Annotated in this window: 15 protein-coding genes; 8 read left to right on the top strand and 7 right to left on the bottom strand. The window is 58.9% G+C overall.

Annotated features, from left to right (window positions below; all coding sequences use genetic code 11):
• Positions 1 to 68: 68 nt before the first annotated feature.
• The 5 genes from IEX44_RS13485 to IEX44_RS13465 all read right to left on the bottom strand — a co-directional run bounded on the left by IEX44_RS13485 (position 69) and on the right by IEX44_RS13465 (position 6,383).
• Positions 69 to 920 carry a carbohydrate ABC transporter permease gene (locus IEX44_RS13485; protein WP_188694683.1) on the bottom strand — a complete coding sequence of 284 codons (852 nt, stop codon included), beginning with the start codon at positions 918 to 920 and terminating at the stop codon, positions 69 to 71.
• Positions 921 to 940: 20 nt separating this feature from the next.
• Positions 941 to 1,870 carry a carbohydrate ABC transporter permease gene (locus IEX44_RS13480; protein WP_229679109.1) on the bottom strand — a complete coding sequence of 310 codons (930 nt, stop codon included), beginning with the start codon at positions 1,868 to 1,870 and terminating at the stop codon, positions 941 to 943.
• 71 nt (positions 1,871 to 1,941) lie between these two features.
• A complete protein-coding gene (locus IEX44_RS13475; protein ID WP_188694678.1) occupies positions 1,942 to 3,186 on the bottom strand; it encodes an ABC transporter substrate-binding protein in 1,245 nt (414 codons plus the stop codon).
• Between the two features lie 63 nt (positions 3,187 to 3,249).
• Entirely contained in the window at positions 3,250 to 5,247 is a 1,998-nt protein-coding gene (locus IEX44_RS13470) for a beta-galactosidase (protein ID WP_229679107.1), read from the bottom strand.
• Positions 5,244 to 6,383, bottom strand: a complete 1,140-nt coding sequence (locus IEX44_RS13465) for an ABC transporter ATP-binding protein (protein WP_188694675.1) — start codon at positions 6,381 to 6,383, stop codon at positions 5,244 to 5,246. Before IEX44_RS13465 ends, IEX44_RS13470 begins: the two co-directional genes overlap by 4 nt.
• A 300-nt stretch (positions 6,384 to 6,683) precedes the next feature.
• On the opposite strand from IEX44_RS13465, the gene IEX44_RS13460 reads away from it, so the two are divergent.
• The 8 genes from IEX44_RS13460 to IEX44_RS13425 all read left to right on the top strand — a co-directional run bounded on the left by IEX44_RS13460 (position 6,684) and on the right by IEX44_RS13425 (position 14,756).
• The gene (locus tag IEX44_RS13460; RefSeq protein WP_188694673.1) at positions 6,684 to 7,706 is read left to right on the top strand and encodes a LacI family DNA-binding transcriptional regulator; all 1,023 of its coding nucleotides are present in this window, start codon (positions 6,684 to 6,686) and stop codon (positions 7,704 to 7,706) included.
• A gap of 98 nt (positions 7,707 to 7,804) precedes the next feature.
• Complete coding sequence (locus IEX44_RS13455; protein ID WP_188694670.1) at positions 7,805 to 8,884, top strand: ABC transporter ATP-binding protein; 1,080 nt, start codon at positions 7,805 to 7,807, stop codon at positions 8,882 to 8,884.
• Between the two features lie 12 nt (positions 8,885 to 8,896).
• Complete coding sequence (locus IEX44_RS13450; RefSeq protein ID WP_188694667.1) at positions 8,897 to 9,832, top strand: carbohydrate ABC transporter permease; 936 nt, start codon at positions 8,897 to 8,899, stop codon at positions 9,830 to 9,832.
• A gap of 10 nt (positions 9,833 to 9,842) precedes the next feature.
• A complete protein-coding gene (locus tag IEX44_RS13445) occupies positions 9,843 to 10,685 on the top strand; it encodes a carbohydrate ABC transporter permease (RefSeq protein ID WP_188694664.1) in 843 nt (280 codons plus the stop codon).
• 37 nt (positions 10,686 to 10,722) lie between these two features.
• Positions 10,723 to 12,063 carry an extracellular solute-binding protein gene (locus tag IEX44_RS13440; protein ID WP_188694661.1) on the top strand — a complete coding sequence of 447 codons (1,341 nt, stop codon included), beginning with the start codon at positions 10,723 to 10,725 and terminating at the stop codon, positions 12,061 to 12,063.
• Between the two features lie 76 nt (positions 12,064 to 12,139).
• A complete protein-coding gene (gene arfA / locus IEX44_RS13435) occupies positions 12,140 to 13,651 on the top strand; it encodes an arabinosylfuranosidase ArfA (protein ID WP_188694658.1) in 1,512 nt (503 codons plus the stop codon).
• Positions 13,652 to 13,669: 18 nt separating this feature from the next.
• Complete coding sequence (locus IEX44_RS13430) at positions 13,670 to 14,395, top strand: FadR/GntR family transcriptional regulator (RefSeq protein WP_188694655.1); 726 nt, start codon at positions 13,670 to 13,672, stop codon at positions 14,393 to 14,395.
• 157 nt (positions 14,396 to 14,552) lie between these two features.
• Positions 14,553 to 14,756: a hypothetical protein gene (locus IEX44_RS13425; RefSeq protein WP_188694652.1), complete on the top strand. Its 204-nt coding sequence runs from the start codon at positions 14,553 to 14,555 to the stop codon at positions 14,754 to 14,756.
• A 75-nt stretch (positions 14,757 to 14,831) separates the two neighbouring features.
• On the opposite strand, the gene IEX44_RS13420 is transcribed toward IEX44_RS13425, so the two are convergent.
• Positions 14,832 to 16,241, bottom strand: coding sequence for an MFS transporter (locus IEX44_RS13420; protein ID WP_229679106.1), 1,410 nt, complete (start codon positions 16,239 to 16,241; stop codon positions 14,832 to 14,834).
• A 124-nt stretch (positions 16,242 to 16,365) separates the two neighbouring features.
• Entirely contained in the window at positions 16,366 to 17,568 is a 1,203-nt protein-coding gene (locus tag IEX44_RS13415) for a TCR/Tet family MFS transporter (RefSeq protein ID WP_188694645.1), read from the bottom strand.
• Between the last annotated feature and the right edge of the window lie 37 nt (positions 17,569 to 17,605).

Here is a 17,605-nt window from a genome sequence, read left to right as displayed (position 1 = left end):
CGCACCCAAAAACAAAGCCCCGTGATATCGCGGGGCTTTGTGCATTCTGCGGCGCAGCGGTCTGACCACTACCCCTTGGTCGCGCCAAACGTCAAACCGGCGACAAAATGCCGCTGCATGGCAAAGAACATCAGCACGGAAGGCAATGCCGCCAGGATCGACCCGGCGCTGACCAGGTTCCACGCGGTCACCCACTGACCACGCAAAGCCGCTACACCCACCGTCAGCGGCGCGGCTTCATCGCCCTGGGTCAGGCACAGCGCCCAGAAGTAATCATTCCAGACGAAGGTAAACACCAGGATAGACAACGCCGCCAGCGCCGGCCGGATCAGCGGCAAGATAATGCGCCAGAAAATAGCCCATTCGCCAGCCCCTTCAATGCGGCCCGCCTCGATCAGTTCATACGGCAATTGCTTGATGAAATTGCGCAAAAACAGCGTACAAAAACCGGTCTGAAAGGCGATGTGGAACAGCATGAGCGCCCACAGCGTGTTGTACAGACCCATCTGCAAAAAGAGGTCACGTACCGGAATCATCAGAATCTGGATCGGCACAAAGTTGCCACCGACAAAAGTGGCAAACAGCGCCAGATTGCCGCGGAACTGATACACCGCCAGCGAGAACCCGGCCATGGCAGCCAGTGCAATCGCACCAATGACCGCCGGCACCGTGATCATCACGCTGTTGAAAAAGTAATGCAGCATGGGCGAAGTGGTCAGCGCGTCGTGGTAATTGGATATCAGCGCAAAGTGTTTGGGCCAGCCCCAGTAATTACCCTCGGTTAGTTCTTCGGTCGAGCGGATGGAGGTCACCATCACCGCAATCAACGGCAGCAGCCAGACCAGCAGCGCCAGCGGCAACGTCAGTTTGTACAGACGCCGGTTCAGCGGCTTCCAGTGTTCAATAGGCATCGGGAACATGGCGGTCTCTCTGGTCTGTATTAATGTTCGTTACGCAGCAAGCGCCGCAAATGCCAGGCGATATACACCAGCATGATCGCAAACAGCACCACGGCAATGGCAGCGGAATAACCGTAGCGGTAGTACTTGATGGCCTGGTCGTACATGTAATACGCCAGCACGGTGGAGCTCTCAAACGGGCCGCCGCTACTCATCACCGAGATCAGATCAAAGCTTCTGAGTGCGCCAATGATGGTGACGACCATGGCCATAAAGGTGGTTGGCCTCAGTTGCGGCAAGACCACATGCCACAGCAGCGCCCAGCCGCGCGCGCCTTCCATGCGCGCCGCTTCAATCTGGTCGGCGTTCAAGCCCGTCAAACCGGTCAGATACAAAATCATGCAATAAGCCGTTTGTGGCCACAGCGCGGCAAACACGATGCCAAAGGTGACGTAATGCGCATCGCCCAGCACCGGAATGCCATGCCCCAGAATCAGCGCCAGCAAGCCAAATGTGGGATCGTAAAACCAGCTGAAAATCAGCCCCACCACCACGCCTGACAACACAAACGGCGCAAAAAACAGGGATTTGACCAGCCGGATGCCAGCCACGGCCTGGTTCAGATACAGCGCAATGGCCAACCCCATGGGCGGTGCCAGCAAAAACAGCAGCAACCACAACAGATTGTTCTTGAGCGCCGTGTAGAACGTCGGCGCGTGAAACAACTCCACATAGTTAGCCAGGCCGACAAAGGTCTTGTCGGTCATCCCGTCCCAGTTATAAAAGCTGAGCGAGATACTTTTGATAATCGGGTACAGCACAAACAGGGCGACCATCACGCAAGCCGGCGCCAGGAACAGCCACGCTGCCCGCTGCTGCCGCCGTGCACTGGGCGAGCGCCGCTTGCCCACCGCTTTGACAGCAGGTGCGGCCATCTGATGCAGCGGGGTATCCGGTACAGAATCGATCACGCGTTCATCTCCTGGCGATGCCATGTACAGCTTTGCCGCCCACTCGCCGTGGCCAGTGGGCGGCGCGGGGCTTACTTCTTGTAGATGCGCTTACGCGTGGTTTCCAGCTGGGCCAGGATGCTGTCGATCTGGCTGGGGTCAGACAAGAATTGCTGCATGCCCTTCATGCCTTCATCGGCCATTTCTTTGGTCATGTCACGATCATAGAACTGGGCGATGCCACCACGGGTTTGCGACAGAATCTGGAAGCCGATCTTCGAGATCGGATCTTCCGGTTCTTCGGCCTTGCTATTGGCGGGTAAAGAACCCAGGCCCTTCGCCAGGCGACCGCTGATTTCCGGGGTACCGACAAACGCCAGGAAGGTATGCGCATCGGCCTTGTTTTTGGCCTTGGCCGGAATATGCAGCGACTCGACCGGGCCATCTTCTGCCGTCGGTACCTTGGCGTCGATGATCGGGAACTGGAAGTAACCCATATTCGGTTTAACGTTGGCCGGGAAGCCGGCCGAGATAAACGTACCCATCAACATCATGGCGGCCTTGCCCTGGAACAGGAACGGCTGGGCGGCATCCAGATCGTAAGAGAGCGCATTGTCGATGAAATACTTGTCATCGATCAGGCCCTTCCAGGTGGTGTACACCTTCTTCACGCGGGCATCGGTGTACGGCACTTCACCGGCCATGAGCTTCTGGTGAAAGGCGTTACCGTTGATGCGCAAATCCAGGTAATCAAACCAGCCAGCCAGTGTCCAGGCATCGCGCCCGCCCACGGCAATCGGCGCAATACCCGCGGCTTTGAGCTTCTTGCAGGCATCAATGAACTGATCCCAGGTTTTGGGTTCACCACTGATCCCTACTTTCTGGAACAGATCCTTGCGGTAGAACATGCCCCATGAGTAATACACGGTCGGCGCGGCGTATTGCTTGCCGTTCCAGGAAGAGGCCTCTTTGGTGGACGCGTAGGTTTCATTCCAGCCGTTCTTCGCCCAGTCGCCCGAGAGGTCTTCCAGCAAGCCCCGGCGGGCGTAGTAGGCCATACGTTCGCCGTCATGCCAGTTCACGACATCCGGCGCCACCGACGACAGCCAGCCCGGCAATTGCACCTTGTAGGCTTCTTCATCGACAAAGGCGACTTTCATCTCGATATCCGGATGCGCCTTTTTGAAATCATCAAACACCGACTGCCAGACCGCGCGCTGGCTGGCGCCCTTGAACGCGACGTTAATCGCCAGCGTACCGGCCTGCGCCATGGCGCCATAACACAAGCCGGCGGCGGCCAGCGTCAAACCCAGAATGCGAGTGCGTACCTTGCTCATTATTGTCTCCTTGCTGCTGCAACGTTGTATGTGCCTGCTTGAACGAGAACCCTGCTTGCCACTTCACTGCACTTGACCGGGCTGACGATAGATCGCCACCCCTTGCGGTTCGACACGCGCTGAACCCACCACAAACGCGCCCGCATCGACACCTGCGATGTCATACGCGGCCTCACCGTAATTGAAGACATAAACCAGTTCACCGCGCCGGCTGATGCGGACGGTTTCCTCTAGCGCCTGCGGTTGCAGGCCAGCGGCTTGCGCCACATTGGCCAGAATGGCGCGGGTACCGGCATCACTGAAAATGCTGGCCAGGTAGTGCACCTTGCCGTGCCGGGCGATGGCCGGCGCGCCATCCGCAAATGTGCCCAGTACATCTACATCTGGCGTGGTCTCGATCAGGTCACGCCAGTGGTGCGCTTGCAAACGGGGCAAACCCAGCGCCGGGGCATCAACGGCTTCTGCAACATTGGGGCGGAGCGATTCCACGCGCCAGACACGGATCGGCATGATCTGCGCGAGCGGACCAGGCGGCAGTTGCTGCGGGATTTGCACACTGACTGTCTTGGAACCGGTGCGCGGGCCCAGCACCACGTGCGCACCGCTGTTCGAGAGGCGTTGCGCCAGGTCATCCGGCACGATCGGCAATGGCGGCACCACAATCAAACTGTAGCCATCCAGTTTTGCGGTGGCCGGAATGATGTCGACATCAAACCCAAGACTGCGCAACGCACTGTAGTAACCAAAAGCGAAACGGGCATAGTGGAAATCCGCGCCTTGCGGGTGGATCTCGAACAACCATTTGGCTTCGTAATCGTGGATGAGTGCGACACGCGTGTTCACCGCGCCATCAGCGCCACTGGCCAGCACGCGGCGGATTTCATCCGCAGCACGCGCTGCTTCTGCCGCACCAATGTCGGGTTTGTTGTCCGGCGTATTGAGACCCGCATGCATCTGCTCTTGCGCAAACGGCGCTTGCCGCCAACGGAAATACGATACGCAGCCCGCGCCGTGCGCGAGCGCTTCCCATGTCCACAGCCGCACCATGCCGGGGAGCGGTGCCGGGTTCCACGGCGCCCAGTTCACCGGGCCAGGCTGCTGTTCCATTACCCAGAACGGCAGGCGGGACATCCCCCGGTAAAGATCATGGTTGTAGCTGGCGAAGTCCGGGTGGCCGGTACGCAACCAGCGGGCTTTGACCTCAGGCGCAAACCACATTTCTTCCAGCGCACCCAGCGGGTAGCTATCCCAGCTGGCCGCATCCAGATCGGCCGCGACTTTGTAATGGTCGAACTCGTTGAACATCTGCATGAAGTTATGCACCACGGGTCGCCCGGGCGAATGCGCGCGCAAGATGTCCACCTGCATACGGTTGTAGCGTGTCACTTCATCCGAGGCAAAACGGCGGTAGTCCATGCGGTGCGCCGGGTGGCCTTCGGTGACGGCATCGACCGGTGGGTCGATCTCGTCAAAGCTGCGGTATTCCATGCTCCAGAACACCGTGCCCCATGCTTCATTGAGCGTTTTGACATCGCCATAGCGCGTCTGCAACCACAGCCGGAAACGCTTGCTGGCTGCGGGCGAATAACTCACGACCGTGTGATGGCAACCGTATTCGTTGTCGACTTGCCAGAATTTCACCGCCGGGTTCTGGCCGTAGCGTTTCGCGATCTCGGTGCAGATGCGCTGAGACGCTTCAAACCACGATGGCGAAGAAAAGTCGTAATGCCGACGCGATCCAAACCGGCGCGGACGGCCTTCAGCGTTGACCGCCAGAATGTCCGGATGCTGGTCGATCAGCCATTTGGGGGGGGTGGCCGTTGGTGTGCACATCACCACTTTCAGGCCCGCCGCACCCAGTACTTCAATAGCGCGATCCAGCCAGCCCCAGTCAAACTGACCCGGCGAGGGCTCGATACGGCTCCAGGCGAACTCGCCAATCCGCACTTGATCGATACCCAGTTCAACCATACGGCGGGCGTCATCCGCCCACATGGTTTCCGGCCAGTGTTCCGGGTAATAGCACACGCCAAGGCGCATGGCAGCGTCGTTTTGGGTCACGGCAGAGTCTCCAGATGGGGAACGGCAAAACCGTCTTCGGTAAAGAGGTGGCACAACGCGGCAGGAGCGCGGAAGGTGAGCGTATCGCCCACTTTGGCAACGGCATCACCCGGTGCTTTGGCAATCAGCGGGGCTTCGCCAGCGGCGTTCAGATGCAGGTAACTGAGTTCGCCCAGCGCCTCGATCAGCGTGACTGTGCGACTGAGGGTTTGCGGCTGGCTGGCGCCAGTGGCGATGGTTTCCAGGTGCTCCGGGCGGATACCCAGCGTGACAGCTTGCCCCACCGTGAGCTTCGCGCCAGAGACGGCTACCGTGAGCATCTCGCCCGAGTCATCCAGCGAGATCTGGACGCCATCGCCGTGGATCGCCGCCACTTTGGCATTGAGAAAATTCATGCGCGGCGAGCCAATAAACCCCGCCACAAAGCGGCTGACCGGGCGGTGATACAACGTCAGCGGCGTGCCCACCTGAGCAATACTGCCGTGCTGCTCCATATCCTTGCCGGTATGCAGCAGCACAATCTTGTCCGCCAGGGTCATGGCTTCGATCTGATCGTGCGTCACGTACACCACACTGGCGGCAGCAAACTGCTTGTGCAGGCGGGCGATCTCGATCCGCGTTTGCCCGCGCAAGGTGGCATCGAGGTTGGAGAGCGGTTCATCAAACAGGAATACGCCCGGTTCACGCACAATGGCCCGGCCAATCGCCACCCGTTGCCGCTGCCCGCCAGACAGCGCCTTGGGGTAGCGCGTCAGCAGGTTTTCCAGTTGCAGAATGCGGGCCGCTTCGCCGACTTTTTTGTTGATGGTCTCGACTGGCGTTTTGGCCAGCTTCAGGCCAAAGGCCATGTTCTCGAACACAGTCATGTGCGGGAACAGCGCGTAACTCTGGAACACCATGGCTACACCGCGCTCGGCGGACGAGACCTCATTCATCAGCTTGCCGCCAATGCGCAATTCGCCATCGCTGAGGTCTTCCAGACCGGCAATCATGCGCAGCAAGGTGGACTTGCCACAGCCCGATGGCCCCAGAAACACGCAGAACTCGTTGTCACCGATTTCCAGATCCACATTACGAATCACCGGCTGGTGATCGCCATAGCTCTTCTGGGCCCCTCTCAACGAAATGCTTGCCATCAATCTGGCTCCGTGGTGTGATTGCGCCATATGATTAAGCGCTTAATCATGCATCTCAAAAAAAAAGCCGCCAGCCACATCAACCTGAAACTGGCAGACACTGCCCGGATGTAGTTTGCGATTAATTGCTACGGACTATATCAGCAGATTTTTGCGGATTGCAATACAGTGACATGCTGTTGCAGCACACTTTTCATGCTGCCATGCAGCGTAAAACGCATAAAAATCAGCGCCATTGCGGGATACACGCAAATCGCCATCATCATGGCGGCAGAGGACAAAAAAGGTAACCAACCAGTCATGACTACACTTTCAGAGGTCGCCAACCGGGCAGGTGTCACCCCCGCCACTGTCTCCAACGTGCTGCGCAATCGTGGCCGGGTGAGCAAAGACACACGTGAACGGGTGATGGAGGCTATCAATGCGCTGGGCTATCGCCCCAATCTGAACGCGCGCGCGCTGGCAGAAGGCCGCGGGCCGACGCTGGCGCTAATGGTGTCCAGCATTGCCAACCCGTTCTACCCGGAATTTGCGCTGGCGGTGGAACAAGCCGCGCGGGAACACGGCAGTTTCATGCTGCTGTGTAATACCAATGATGATGCGCCCACGGCATACGCCTATCTGAACCAGTTATCTGGCTCGCTCTCTGAAGGCGTACTGGTGATGAACTGCAATCTGGATTTCGGCACCCTGCGCCAGAGCCGCGCGCCGGTCGTGCTGTGTATGTGGGAAAAACCGGAAGAAGCGCCCGGCCTGCCCTGTGTGGCTGTCAATTTCCGCCTTGCCGGGCAACTGGCGGCTGAACATTTGTTGCGACTGGGGCATCGCCAGATAGGCGTGATCATCGGTAACGGCAAAGGTGGTGTACACACCACGCGGATGCAGGGTTTTATAGATACCGTGCGCGCAGCAGGCGTAGACCTGCCGGAAAGCCACTGCCGCAACGGGCTGGATACCGTTCAGGGCGGTTACGATGCCGCACGCGCCCTTCTGCTGGACCAACCCGGCCTGACCGCCATTTTTGCCACCAATGACCTGCCCGCCATTGGTGCCATGCACGCTGCCACCGACTTGAACCTGAGTGTGCCGGATGATCTGTCCGTCATCGGTATTACCGACATCCAGATGGCGCAGGAAACCCGGCCGGCGCTCTCCACGGTCGCGGTTCCAACACAAGAGGCGGCAGAGATGGCCGTCGATTTGCTGCGCAAGCTGATCAAACATCCGGCCCCGCTGGGCATGCCAGATGAGATGCGCGTGACCTCCGAGCCCATCCTCAAACCACGCGCCAGCACTGCACCACTTAAGCAAAAAAATCCATAAATCAGACTGTTATCGCAATATCAGCCGCTCGCCACGCACTCTTATGATGCCTTTTCATAATACCAAAGCACCAAAAAAGGCCTGGAGGCGCGTACGAGATGGCTGGCATTCAACTTGCCCATATCCAGAAGCGATATGGCACAACCGAGGTCATTCCGGATTTTTCTCTGGATATTGAACCCGGCGAATTTCTGGTGTTCCTCGGCCCGTCAGGCTGTGGCAAATCAACCCTGTTGCGCATGATTGCCGGGCTGGAACCCGTCAGCGATGGCGAGATCCGCATTGCCGATCAACCCGTCACCCATCTGCCGCCCGGCGCACGCAACCTGGCCATGGTGTTCCAGCATTACGCGCTATACCCGCATATGACGGTGCGGGAGAACATGGCATTCGGGCTCAAAAATATTGGTCTGGCCGAGGCGGAGATTGAGCGCCGCATCACAGAAGCCGCGCGCATGCTGGAGCTGGATAAACTGCTGGCGCGCAAACCGATCCAGCTTTCCGGCGGGCAGCGCCAGCGCGTGGCGATTGGCCGGGCAGTGGTGAAAGAACCCGGCGCGTTCCTGTTTGACGAGCCGCTGTCCAACCTGGACGCCGCCTTGCGCAACCGCACCCGGGTTGAGTTGGCGCGGCTACATCAGCGCCTGAAAACCACCATGGTGTTTGTCACACATGACCAGGTCGAGGCCATGACCCTGGCCACACGCATTGTGGTGATGAACCAGGGGCGGATCGAGCAGGTTGGCTCGCCCATCGAGATTTACCGCCGCCCCGCGACGAAGTTTGTCGCCGGCTTTATTGGCTCGCCGGCCATGAACTTTATCGACGCGGCGCCCATTGCCAGCGACAACCGGCACCTGACCGTGCGCCTGCCCGATGGCACCGAACTGGAAACCGCCATCAATGCCGATCAACTGGGCAATGGGCCGCTGGTGGCTGGTGTCCGGGCCGAGTCCCTGCAGATTGATGAGTCATCCCCCATCCGTGGCCGTGCCGATGTGATTGAGCGCCTGGGCGAACGCACGCTGGCCTATGTCACTTTGCGTGATGGCGCGGTGGTGGTGGCCGAAGCTCATCGTGAATCCCCCATTGCTTCTGGCGATCATGTCGGGCTGAGGTTCGATACCCGAAATATCCATATCTTCGACCAGGCTGGCCGCGCCTGGCACGGCAACTGACGGGGGCACACCATGAGTTCCCTGACTTCTTCACTGGCGGATGCGCCCGTGCAGGACACCACACGCGTCCGTACCCGCAGCTATAGCAACCGGCACTGGGGGAATGCCCTCTTTGTCTTGCCGTTTGTGTGCGTGTACATCGCGCTGCTGGTCATCCCGGTGGCTGACGGTTTCTGGATGAGTCTGCACGATCTGGATGTCCTCTCCGGCGACAGTACCTGGGTAGGGCTGCAGAACTTTGTACGGCTATGGCACGACGGGATTTTCCGTGGCGCGGTGTGGAACACCTTTGTATTTGTGTTGATGACGACACCGGCGTTCGTGGCGCTGGGGCTGGCACTGGCTTTAGCCCTGAACCGCCAGGATCGCACAGGCACAGCGTTGCGGACCATCTTCTTTGGTTCATCCGTCTTGTCGGTCACCATCGTCACGCTGGTGTGGCGGTTGGTGTTCATGACAGACATCGGTCTCCTGGCCAATGTCATGCACTTCTTTGGTCTGAGCGCGATCAACCCGCTCACCAGCAGTGCGTTAGCCTTGCCAGCCATTGCCCTGGTGACGGTGTGGTGGATTATCGGCTTGCCGATGATGCTGTTCCTGGCCGCGCTGCAGCAAATCCCGGAAGAAATCTACGAAGCCGCGGCCATGGATAACGCCAGCCGCTGGCGCACGTTCTGGGCCATCACTCTGCCCTCGATCCGCCGGACCGTGGCGCTGGTGGCGACCATTGAAGTCATCTTGCAATTCCAGCTGTTTGGCCAGGCACAACTGATGACCAATGGCGGCCCCAACAACGCCTCCCGCCCCATTGTGCAGTTCATTTATGAGGCGGGTTTCCAGCAATGGGCACTGGGGTATTCCGCCGCCGCCGCGCAGGTGTTGTTCGGGCTGATGCTGATCGGTGTGTCCATCCAGATGTGGCTATCCCGCCGCCACGACGCCCAATAAGGAGCCTGCCATGAGCACACAACATATTGCCGGCAAGCGTTTGGGAGACCGGTTGATTTTGCTGGCGGTCATCGTCCTGGCACTGATCTGGGTCGCGCCACTGATATGGGTATTTGGCTTGTCTTTCAAGCCCAATGCGGAATTGATGCGCCATACCAATGTGCTATTCAGCCCGCCGTTCACGCTAAAGAACTACACCGACATCCTGGGTAATTCATCGGTGTTCCGCTGGATTCTCAATAGCGCCATTGTTTCGCTGGGCCAGACCTTCCTCACGCTGGTGCTGTGTTCGCTGGCCGGTTACGGCTTTGCCCGCACCGAATTCCCCGGCAAGAAGGTGTTGTACATCGCCGTACTGGCGGGGCTGGCAGTACCCGAGCAAGCGGTGGTGATCCCGTTGCATCACATTTTTGCTGATCTGGATCTGCACAACACGTATTCGGCACTGATCCTGCCGCGGCTGGCCGCGCCGTTTGGCGTGTTCCTGATGACGCAGTATTTCAAGGCCGTGCCCAAAGACATTGAAGAAGCTGCGCTGATGGATAACACACCACGCTGGAAAATCTTCTGGCGGGTGGTGCTGCCGCTGTCTGTGCCGGCACAAGCCACGCTGGGCATCTTCACCTTTCTGAATGCCTGGAACGACTACTTGTGGCCGCTGATTTCGGCCTCCAAACCAGAGATGTACACGCTTACCCTTGGGCTGGCGACCACGCAGGGCAATTTCGCCCAGTCTGAAGGGATTGGTTTTTTGATGGCGCAGGCCGTGTTCGCAGGTCTGCCGATTTTTGTGATCTACCTGTTCTTCCAGAAGTACATCGTCTCTGCCGTAGCCGGTACCACCGTACGCTAAAAACCCTCAAAACAATGGATCGATGGAGAGCTTCACAATGAAATTGAACGACATCTGCAAAAGCCTGCTGGCGTGTTCAGTCGGTGTTGGCGCCCTAGCTGCCATGCCGGCGCATGCCGAACAAACCACCATTACACTGGCCCGTTTTTTCGGCGCGTGTGAAGCCGACTATGGCAAGGTCAATGACGTCACCAAGGCCAAAGGCGAGTGCGGCATCATCACGTCCCTCGTGAACCAGTTCAATGCCACCAACAAAGACGGCATTGTGGTTAAACCAGAAATCGCCGAATGGGGCCCGTATTACGATCAACTGACCAGCCGCATCGTCGCGCATAACGTGCCAACCATTGCCGTCATGCACCAGTCGGTACTGGGCGATTTTGTCTCCCGCAAGCTGGTCGAACCGCTGGATGACGGCTTCAAGAGCGTTGGCATCAACACCGCTGACTTCACCCCGCAAGCCCGCCATGGGGTTATCCTGGGTGGCAAAACCTATGCTCTGCCCTTTGATACCTGGTCCTGGCTGTGGCACCTCAATACCAACATCCTGAAAAAAGCCGGGCTGACCAATGCCGATGGTTCACCCATCCTGCCCAAGTCACCCGATGAACTGCTGGCGCAGGCAGAAAAAGTAAAACAAGCCACCGGCAAACCCTACTTTGCCTGGACCACCGCCAACGAAACCGCTGCACCAACGCGGACCTTCTTCACCCTGGTGTATCAGCAAAACGCTCAGGTATTCAGCGCCGATGGCCGCAAGATCAGCGTGCACACAGCCGCCGCAACCAATGCGCTGACCCTGATGAACAAGCTATGGACTGGCGGCTATATCAAGAAGGGGCTGGATTACGGCGCCACCCAACAGGCATTCCTGAACGGAGATGTCGCCGTGGATGTGGTCGGCAACTGGACCATTGACGACTTCTACACCGCCGCGCAAAAGCCAGACTCTGCCCTGCACGATGGCTATGACGTGGTGCCATTTGCCAATCTCTACAGCAAACAGGCCGTGTTCGCCGATGGCCACAGCTGGGTGATGATCAAAGGCGGCGCCAAGTCAGACAAAGAGAAAAAAGCCGCGCTGACCTTCATGAAATTCTTGTGGGATCACGACTTTGACTGGTCGCGCACCGGCCACCTGCCCGCCAACAACACCGTGGTGCAAAGCGCGCAATACAAGGCAATGCCCTTCCGCAACAACATCATCGACATCACCCGCTATGGCGTCTCTACCCCATCCAACGTACCGCGTCAGCGTGCCATTGAGGCGATTGTGGGTGAAGAAATCAGCAGCATGATGCTGTCCGGCAAAGCCATTCCGGCCGTAGAAGACGCCATTGAAACCCGCGTGAATACGCTGCTGGCTGGCGTGAAATAACCCTCAACACAGAAAGCACAACCTGCCCGCGCCCAAGTTGGCGCGGGCCCCAACGTACTGCAAGGAATGGATCGCCATGTTTAGTTCGCGCCTGATCGTCGACCGCGATTTTGCAATCTCTGAGCTGGATCGCCGCATGTTCGGCACCTTTGTCGAGCATATGGGCCGCTGTGTGTATACCGGCATTTATGAGCCTGGTCACCCCACCGCCGATGAAAACGGCTTCCGGCAAGACGTGCTGGAACTGACGCGTGAACTGGGCCCGACCATCGTGCGCTATCCGGGCGGCAACTTCATGTCGGGTTACAACTGGGAAGACGGCGTCGGCCCCAAGGACCAGCGCCCGACGCGGCTGGACCTGGCGTGGTACTCCACCGAAACCAACCAGTTTGGCACCAATGAATTCATGCAATGGGCCAAAGCGGCTCATGTCGAGCCCATGTTCGGCGTCAACCTGGGCACGCGCGGGCCGGATCAGGCGCGGCATTTTCTGGAGTACTGCAATCACCCGGGCGGCACCACGCTGTCTGAATTGCGCAAAGAACACGGGGTAGAAAAACCGCACGACATCAAGTTCTGGTGTCTGGGGAACGAGATGGATGGCCCGTGGCAAATCTGCCGCAAGACGCCAGAAGAGTACGGCCGCATTGCGCTGGAAACCGCCAAGGTCATGCGTTCGGTTGACCCGACCATCACGCTGGCGGCGTGCGGGTCTTCCATGTGGGACATGCCCACCTATGGCACCTGGGAAGACACGGTGCTGGAACATTGTTTTGACGAGGTGGATTTCATCTCGCTGCATACGTACTTCCAGAACAAGTACGACGCCACTGAAGAGTTCTTCGGCAACATCGAACAGACCGACCAGTTCATCAAAGAGATCGTCGCCGTGGCCGATGGCGTGGCCGCGCGCAAGAAGTCCAAAAAACGCATCATGCTGTCGTTTGATGAATGGAACGTCTGGTACAAGGCGCGCAGCATTGATGACCTGCGCAAGCCCGGCTGGCCGCAAGCGCCGCGCTTGATTGAAGAGGTCTACAACTTTGAAGATGCACTGGTGAACGGCGGCGCGCTGATTGTGATGATGAACAACTCCGACCGTGTGAAAACCGCGTGCCTGGCGCAACTGGTCAATGTGATCGGCCCGATCATGACCGAACCGGGCGGCGAAGCCTGGCGCCAGACTATCTTCTACCCGTTTGCCCAGGCATCGCGCTTTGCCCACGGCACGGTACTGCGCCCGGTGATCGAGTCCCCGGGATATGAAGCCAAAACCTTCCCGGAAATCCCCTACTTGTGCGCCAGCGTGGTTCATGACGAAAACACCGGCCAGACCGTGATCTTTGCGCTCAACCGGCATTTGTCTGAAGACATGGAACTCAAGGCCGAACTGCGCGGACTGGGGCGTAACCGCAAGGTGGTCGAGGCTTTGGAGCTGCATCACACCAATATGAAAGCCACCAATACGCGCGAGGCACCGGACACCGTCAAGCCCGCCGCCAACACCCATGTGCGCCTGGATGGGGACACCGTGCTGGCCACGCTCAAGCCGGGTTCCTGGAACGTCATCGTCATCGGGCAGCAGTAAGGCGCGGAGTAAAACACGGTGTTTGAGAGAGAGCCGGTCGTCGGCACCATGAGCACGCAAGTGGCACGCATCCTGGGTACGCGCATCGTCGGGGGCGAGTTCAAACCTGGCGAGGCGCTGCCCGTTGAGGCCGAACTGTGCGCCGCCTTTGGCGTCAGCCGCACGACCGTGCGCGAGGCCATCAAGCATCTGGCGGGCAAGCGGCTGATCGAGGTCTCGCCCAAGATCGGCACCCGGGTGCTGCCCTTCAACGAGTGGAACCTACTGGACCGCGAGGTGCTGGCGTGGCGGTTGCAGGCACAGTTTGATTCGCAGATCGTCGAAGACATCTTCGAGATGCGTTTGTGCATTGAACCGCGCGCCAGCTACCTCGCGGCCCAGCGTGGTACGACGGAGGATTTTGCACAACTGGAACGGCGTTATGCCGAACTGGCCAAAGCCAGCGGTGGCGAGGTGCGACTGGTGGCGCAGGCTGATCTGGAGTTTCACCTGAGCATCATCAATACGTCGCGCAATGGCCTCTTCATTACTATTGGCGGCGCGGTAAAAGCCGCGCTGCGGGTATCGTCTGAAATGCTGCACCGGAATGCTTCCAACCCTGGCGAAGACCTGGCGTTGTACGACGCAGTGCGTCAGGCCATCACCACCCGCCAACCCGACGACGCCGCTGCCGCCATGACCCGCCTGCTGCAAGCATCACGCCGTCGCCTGCTGCCACTGACTACGCCGGGGGATGCAGTCTAAGCCCCGGTCTTTGGCTGTCGCTGCGCTTCAGCATGGCCTACACAAAAGCATGCAAGTGACTGATACGATTGAATTTACGATCAGTGCAAAGTGAATCCTGTGAATACACAACATTGAGTCCGGCAAAAGCCGGGCGATCATTGACAGGAGAATCATCATGAAACTTGCTATCGCTCTTCTCGCCCTGGCCGGGTTTGGCTTTTCTGGCGTAAGCCTTGCTGAAGGCGCATCGGGTGCCCAGCCGGCCAGCGCTTCTGCCAAGGCGGCTCACCACTCGAAGAAACACCATAGCTCTAGCGTGCCGGCTACCAAGAGCATGACGGCGTCGGAACCCCAGGATAAAAAGCCGGAACAGAAGTAACGCGGCAGGTTGGCTGCAGACAACATCAGGGCTGGTCGTGCAGATCAGCCCTGATGTTGTCTGGCGAAGAGGCCATCAGTGGGAGATTTTCTCTAATGCCAGGCCATTCGTCTTCGGCCCCATCAAGCCGATGACCAGCATGACCACCGCCATAGCCGCAGCAATGAATACAAACACGCCCGGCGTGCCGAACCCCTTGAGCACGGCGGCAATGATGAATGACGAAAAAATGGCCGAGAACCGGCTCCAGGAATACACAAAACCCACGGCGCGGGCGCGGATGGCGGTCGGGAACAATTCCGCCTGATAGGCGTGATAGCTGTATGACATGATGTTGCTGGCCAGCGTGATCAGAATACCCAGCGTGACCAGCATGATGGCATCTGTACTTTGGGCAAAACCCAGGCCGCACAGCATGATGACCGCGGCCATCACCACAATGGCGGTCTTGCGCTCAATCTTGTCGCCGATGTAGAGCCCGATCAGCGGACCAATGGGTGCGGCAATGGCAATGAGGCTGGAATACATCAAACTGGTGGTAATGGTGATGCCCTGCTTGATCAAAAGCGTCGGCACCCAGTTGGCAAAACCAAAGAAACCCACCGTCTGAAAGATATTGAATATCACCAGCATGATGGTGCGCTTGCGGTACGGGGGTACCCACATGTCCCGAAAACGCCCTTTGGCATCGCTGCTGTCGGTCAGATCCGGCATTGCGGGCTCAGGCAACGGGCGGCCTAGTTCTGCGGCTACTTTGGCTTCCAGTGCGCTCACGATCTGGTCAGCCTCGACCACACGGCCCTGACGCGCCAGCCAGCGGGGGCTTTCCGGCAATGCGCGGCGAATCCACCACACGCCAAGCGCTGCCTGCGCACCAATCAGTACTACCCAGCGCCAGCCATCCAGCCCCAGCGGTTTGTTTGGTACCAGCAAATACGCCAGGAAAGCCGCAAACGGCACAGCCATAAAACCCACAGCTTGTTCACAGGCAAAAGCACGGCCGCGTATCTCACGCGGCACCAGTTCAGAGATGTACGCACCAATGGTCACCATCTCAACGCCAATACCAATACCCGCCAGAAAACGCCAGACATTGAGCCCCAGCGCCGTGTCCTGAAACGCCATGACCATATTCGCGACGGAATACCACAGCAGCGACCAGGTAAAAATGGCGCGCCGACCATAACGGTCAGCCAGAGAACCGCACACGCTGGTGCCAACAAACAAACCGGCAAACAGCGCCGCGATAAAACTGGCGACACCCGTGGTGCCGAACAAGCCTTGCGTGGTCGCGGTCAGGATGCCGCCCTTCACAAGGCCCGGCGCGATATAGCCGGTGTACAAGAGGTCATACAGCTCAAAGAAAAAGCCCAGGCTCAAGAGTGCGACCAAAACCCAGACCGAGCGCGTTGCAGGCAGGCGATCAAGGCGGGCGGAAATCAGGGCTGCATCAAGTTGGGCGTGGTGATCGGACTGGGAAGCCATCGCTATCTCTTTCTGGATTTTGAAAACCGGTCCTGGCCGGTCTGCGCAGAGCAAAGCAGCTAGCGTACCCGGAAAACCCGCAATCCGGGCAACTGCAACGAGAGACAAACCCGATCGTCCCCTCTTAAGCAGCCCCTTCAGTGGCAAGCCGGGCACCCTGGCTAAAGCGCAGGCCCAGCACCAGCGGCACGGCCATCGCATACAACCCCACCACCAACAACCAGATGGCGCCAGGCCAGTGGGCGCGCACACCCATATAGAGAGTGGAAAACACCAGCGGCGCAATGATGGATGCCAGGCTCACTACGGACGCCAGCACGCCCTGGAATTGTCCTTGCTGACCCTCATCCACCAGGCGTGTGGCCATGGCTTGCAGCGCGGGCGCGCCAATGCCGCCCAGTGCAAAGACAGGCATGATCGCAAACACCAGCCAGCCCTGTCGGGTCAACGCCATCACCACCAGCGCGACACAAACACCCGCAATCCCCGCCAGGACCGCACCCCGCTCGCCGAACACTTTGACGGCAGGCCCGGGCAAAAACGCCTGCGCCAGGGTCTGGCACACACCAAATGCCCCCAGGGAAAGCCCCACCCATAACCCGTTCCACTGGAACGCATCATTACCCCACAAGGCCCAACACGTGCCGTAGACCTCACCCGTGCCGCTGAAGATGAAAAAGATCAGCATGACGGGCAGCAACGGTTTCATGGCGAGCGCCCAGCGCAAGGGGCGCAGCGGGTTCAGTGCAGCCAGATGAATGGGCTCACGGCTGGGCGTGCGCGATTCCGGCAAGACCAGCAGCGCGAGCAACAGATTGGCGGCATTAAGCGCCGCTGCCGCAATGAACGGCAGCCGCAAGTTGTAATCGCCCAATACGCCGCCCAGCACCGGACCAATAATGAAACCAGCACCAAACACCGCATTGAAAAGCCCAAAGCGCCGTGCGCGCTGATCCTCGGGCGTGATGTCGGTCAGGTAGGCCATTGCCACGGCCATATTGGCGCTGGTCAGCCCGGCAATGGCCCGGCCCAGGAACAGCATCCACAGTTGCGAGGAAAATGCCATCAACAGGTAGTTGATGGCCGCCCCAGCGAGCGAAATCAACAACACCGGCCGGCGCCCCAGCCGATCACTCAACGCCCCCAGGACGGGTGCGAAGACGAACTGCATCAAGGCATACAGCGCCGTCATGATGCCAATCCATGCGGCGACATTACCGGTATGCGTTACCTCTGCCAGCAGGCGCGGCAGGATGGGAAAAATCAGCCCGATCCCGACAGCGTCAAGACCAATGGCCGTGAAAATCACAATCAGTGACTTGTTCATGTATTTGATAGACCAGATATAAATGTGTACTTAGTAC

The organism is Silvimonas amylolytica, assembly GCF_014645555.1.
GTDB classification, from domain to species: Bacteria; Pseudomonadota; Gammaproteobacteria; order Burkholderiales; family Chitinibacteraceae; genus Silvimonas; species Silvimonas amylolytica.
This window is presented reverse-complemented; position numbering and strand designations above follow the sequence as displayed.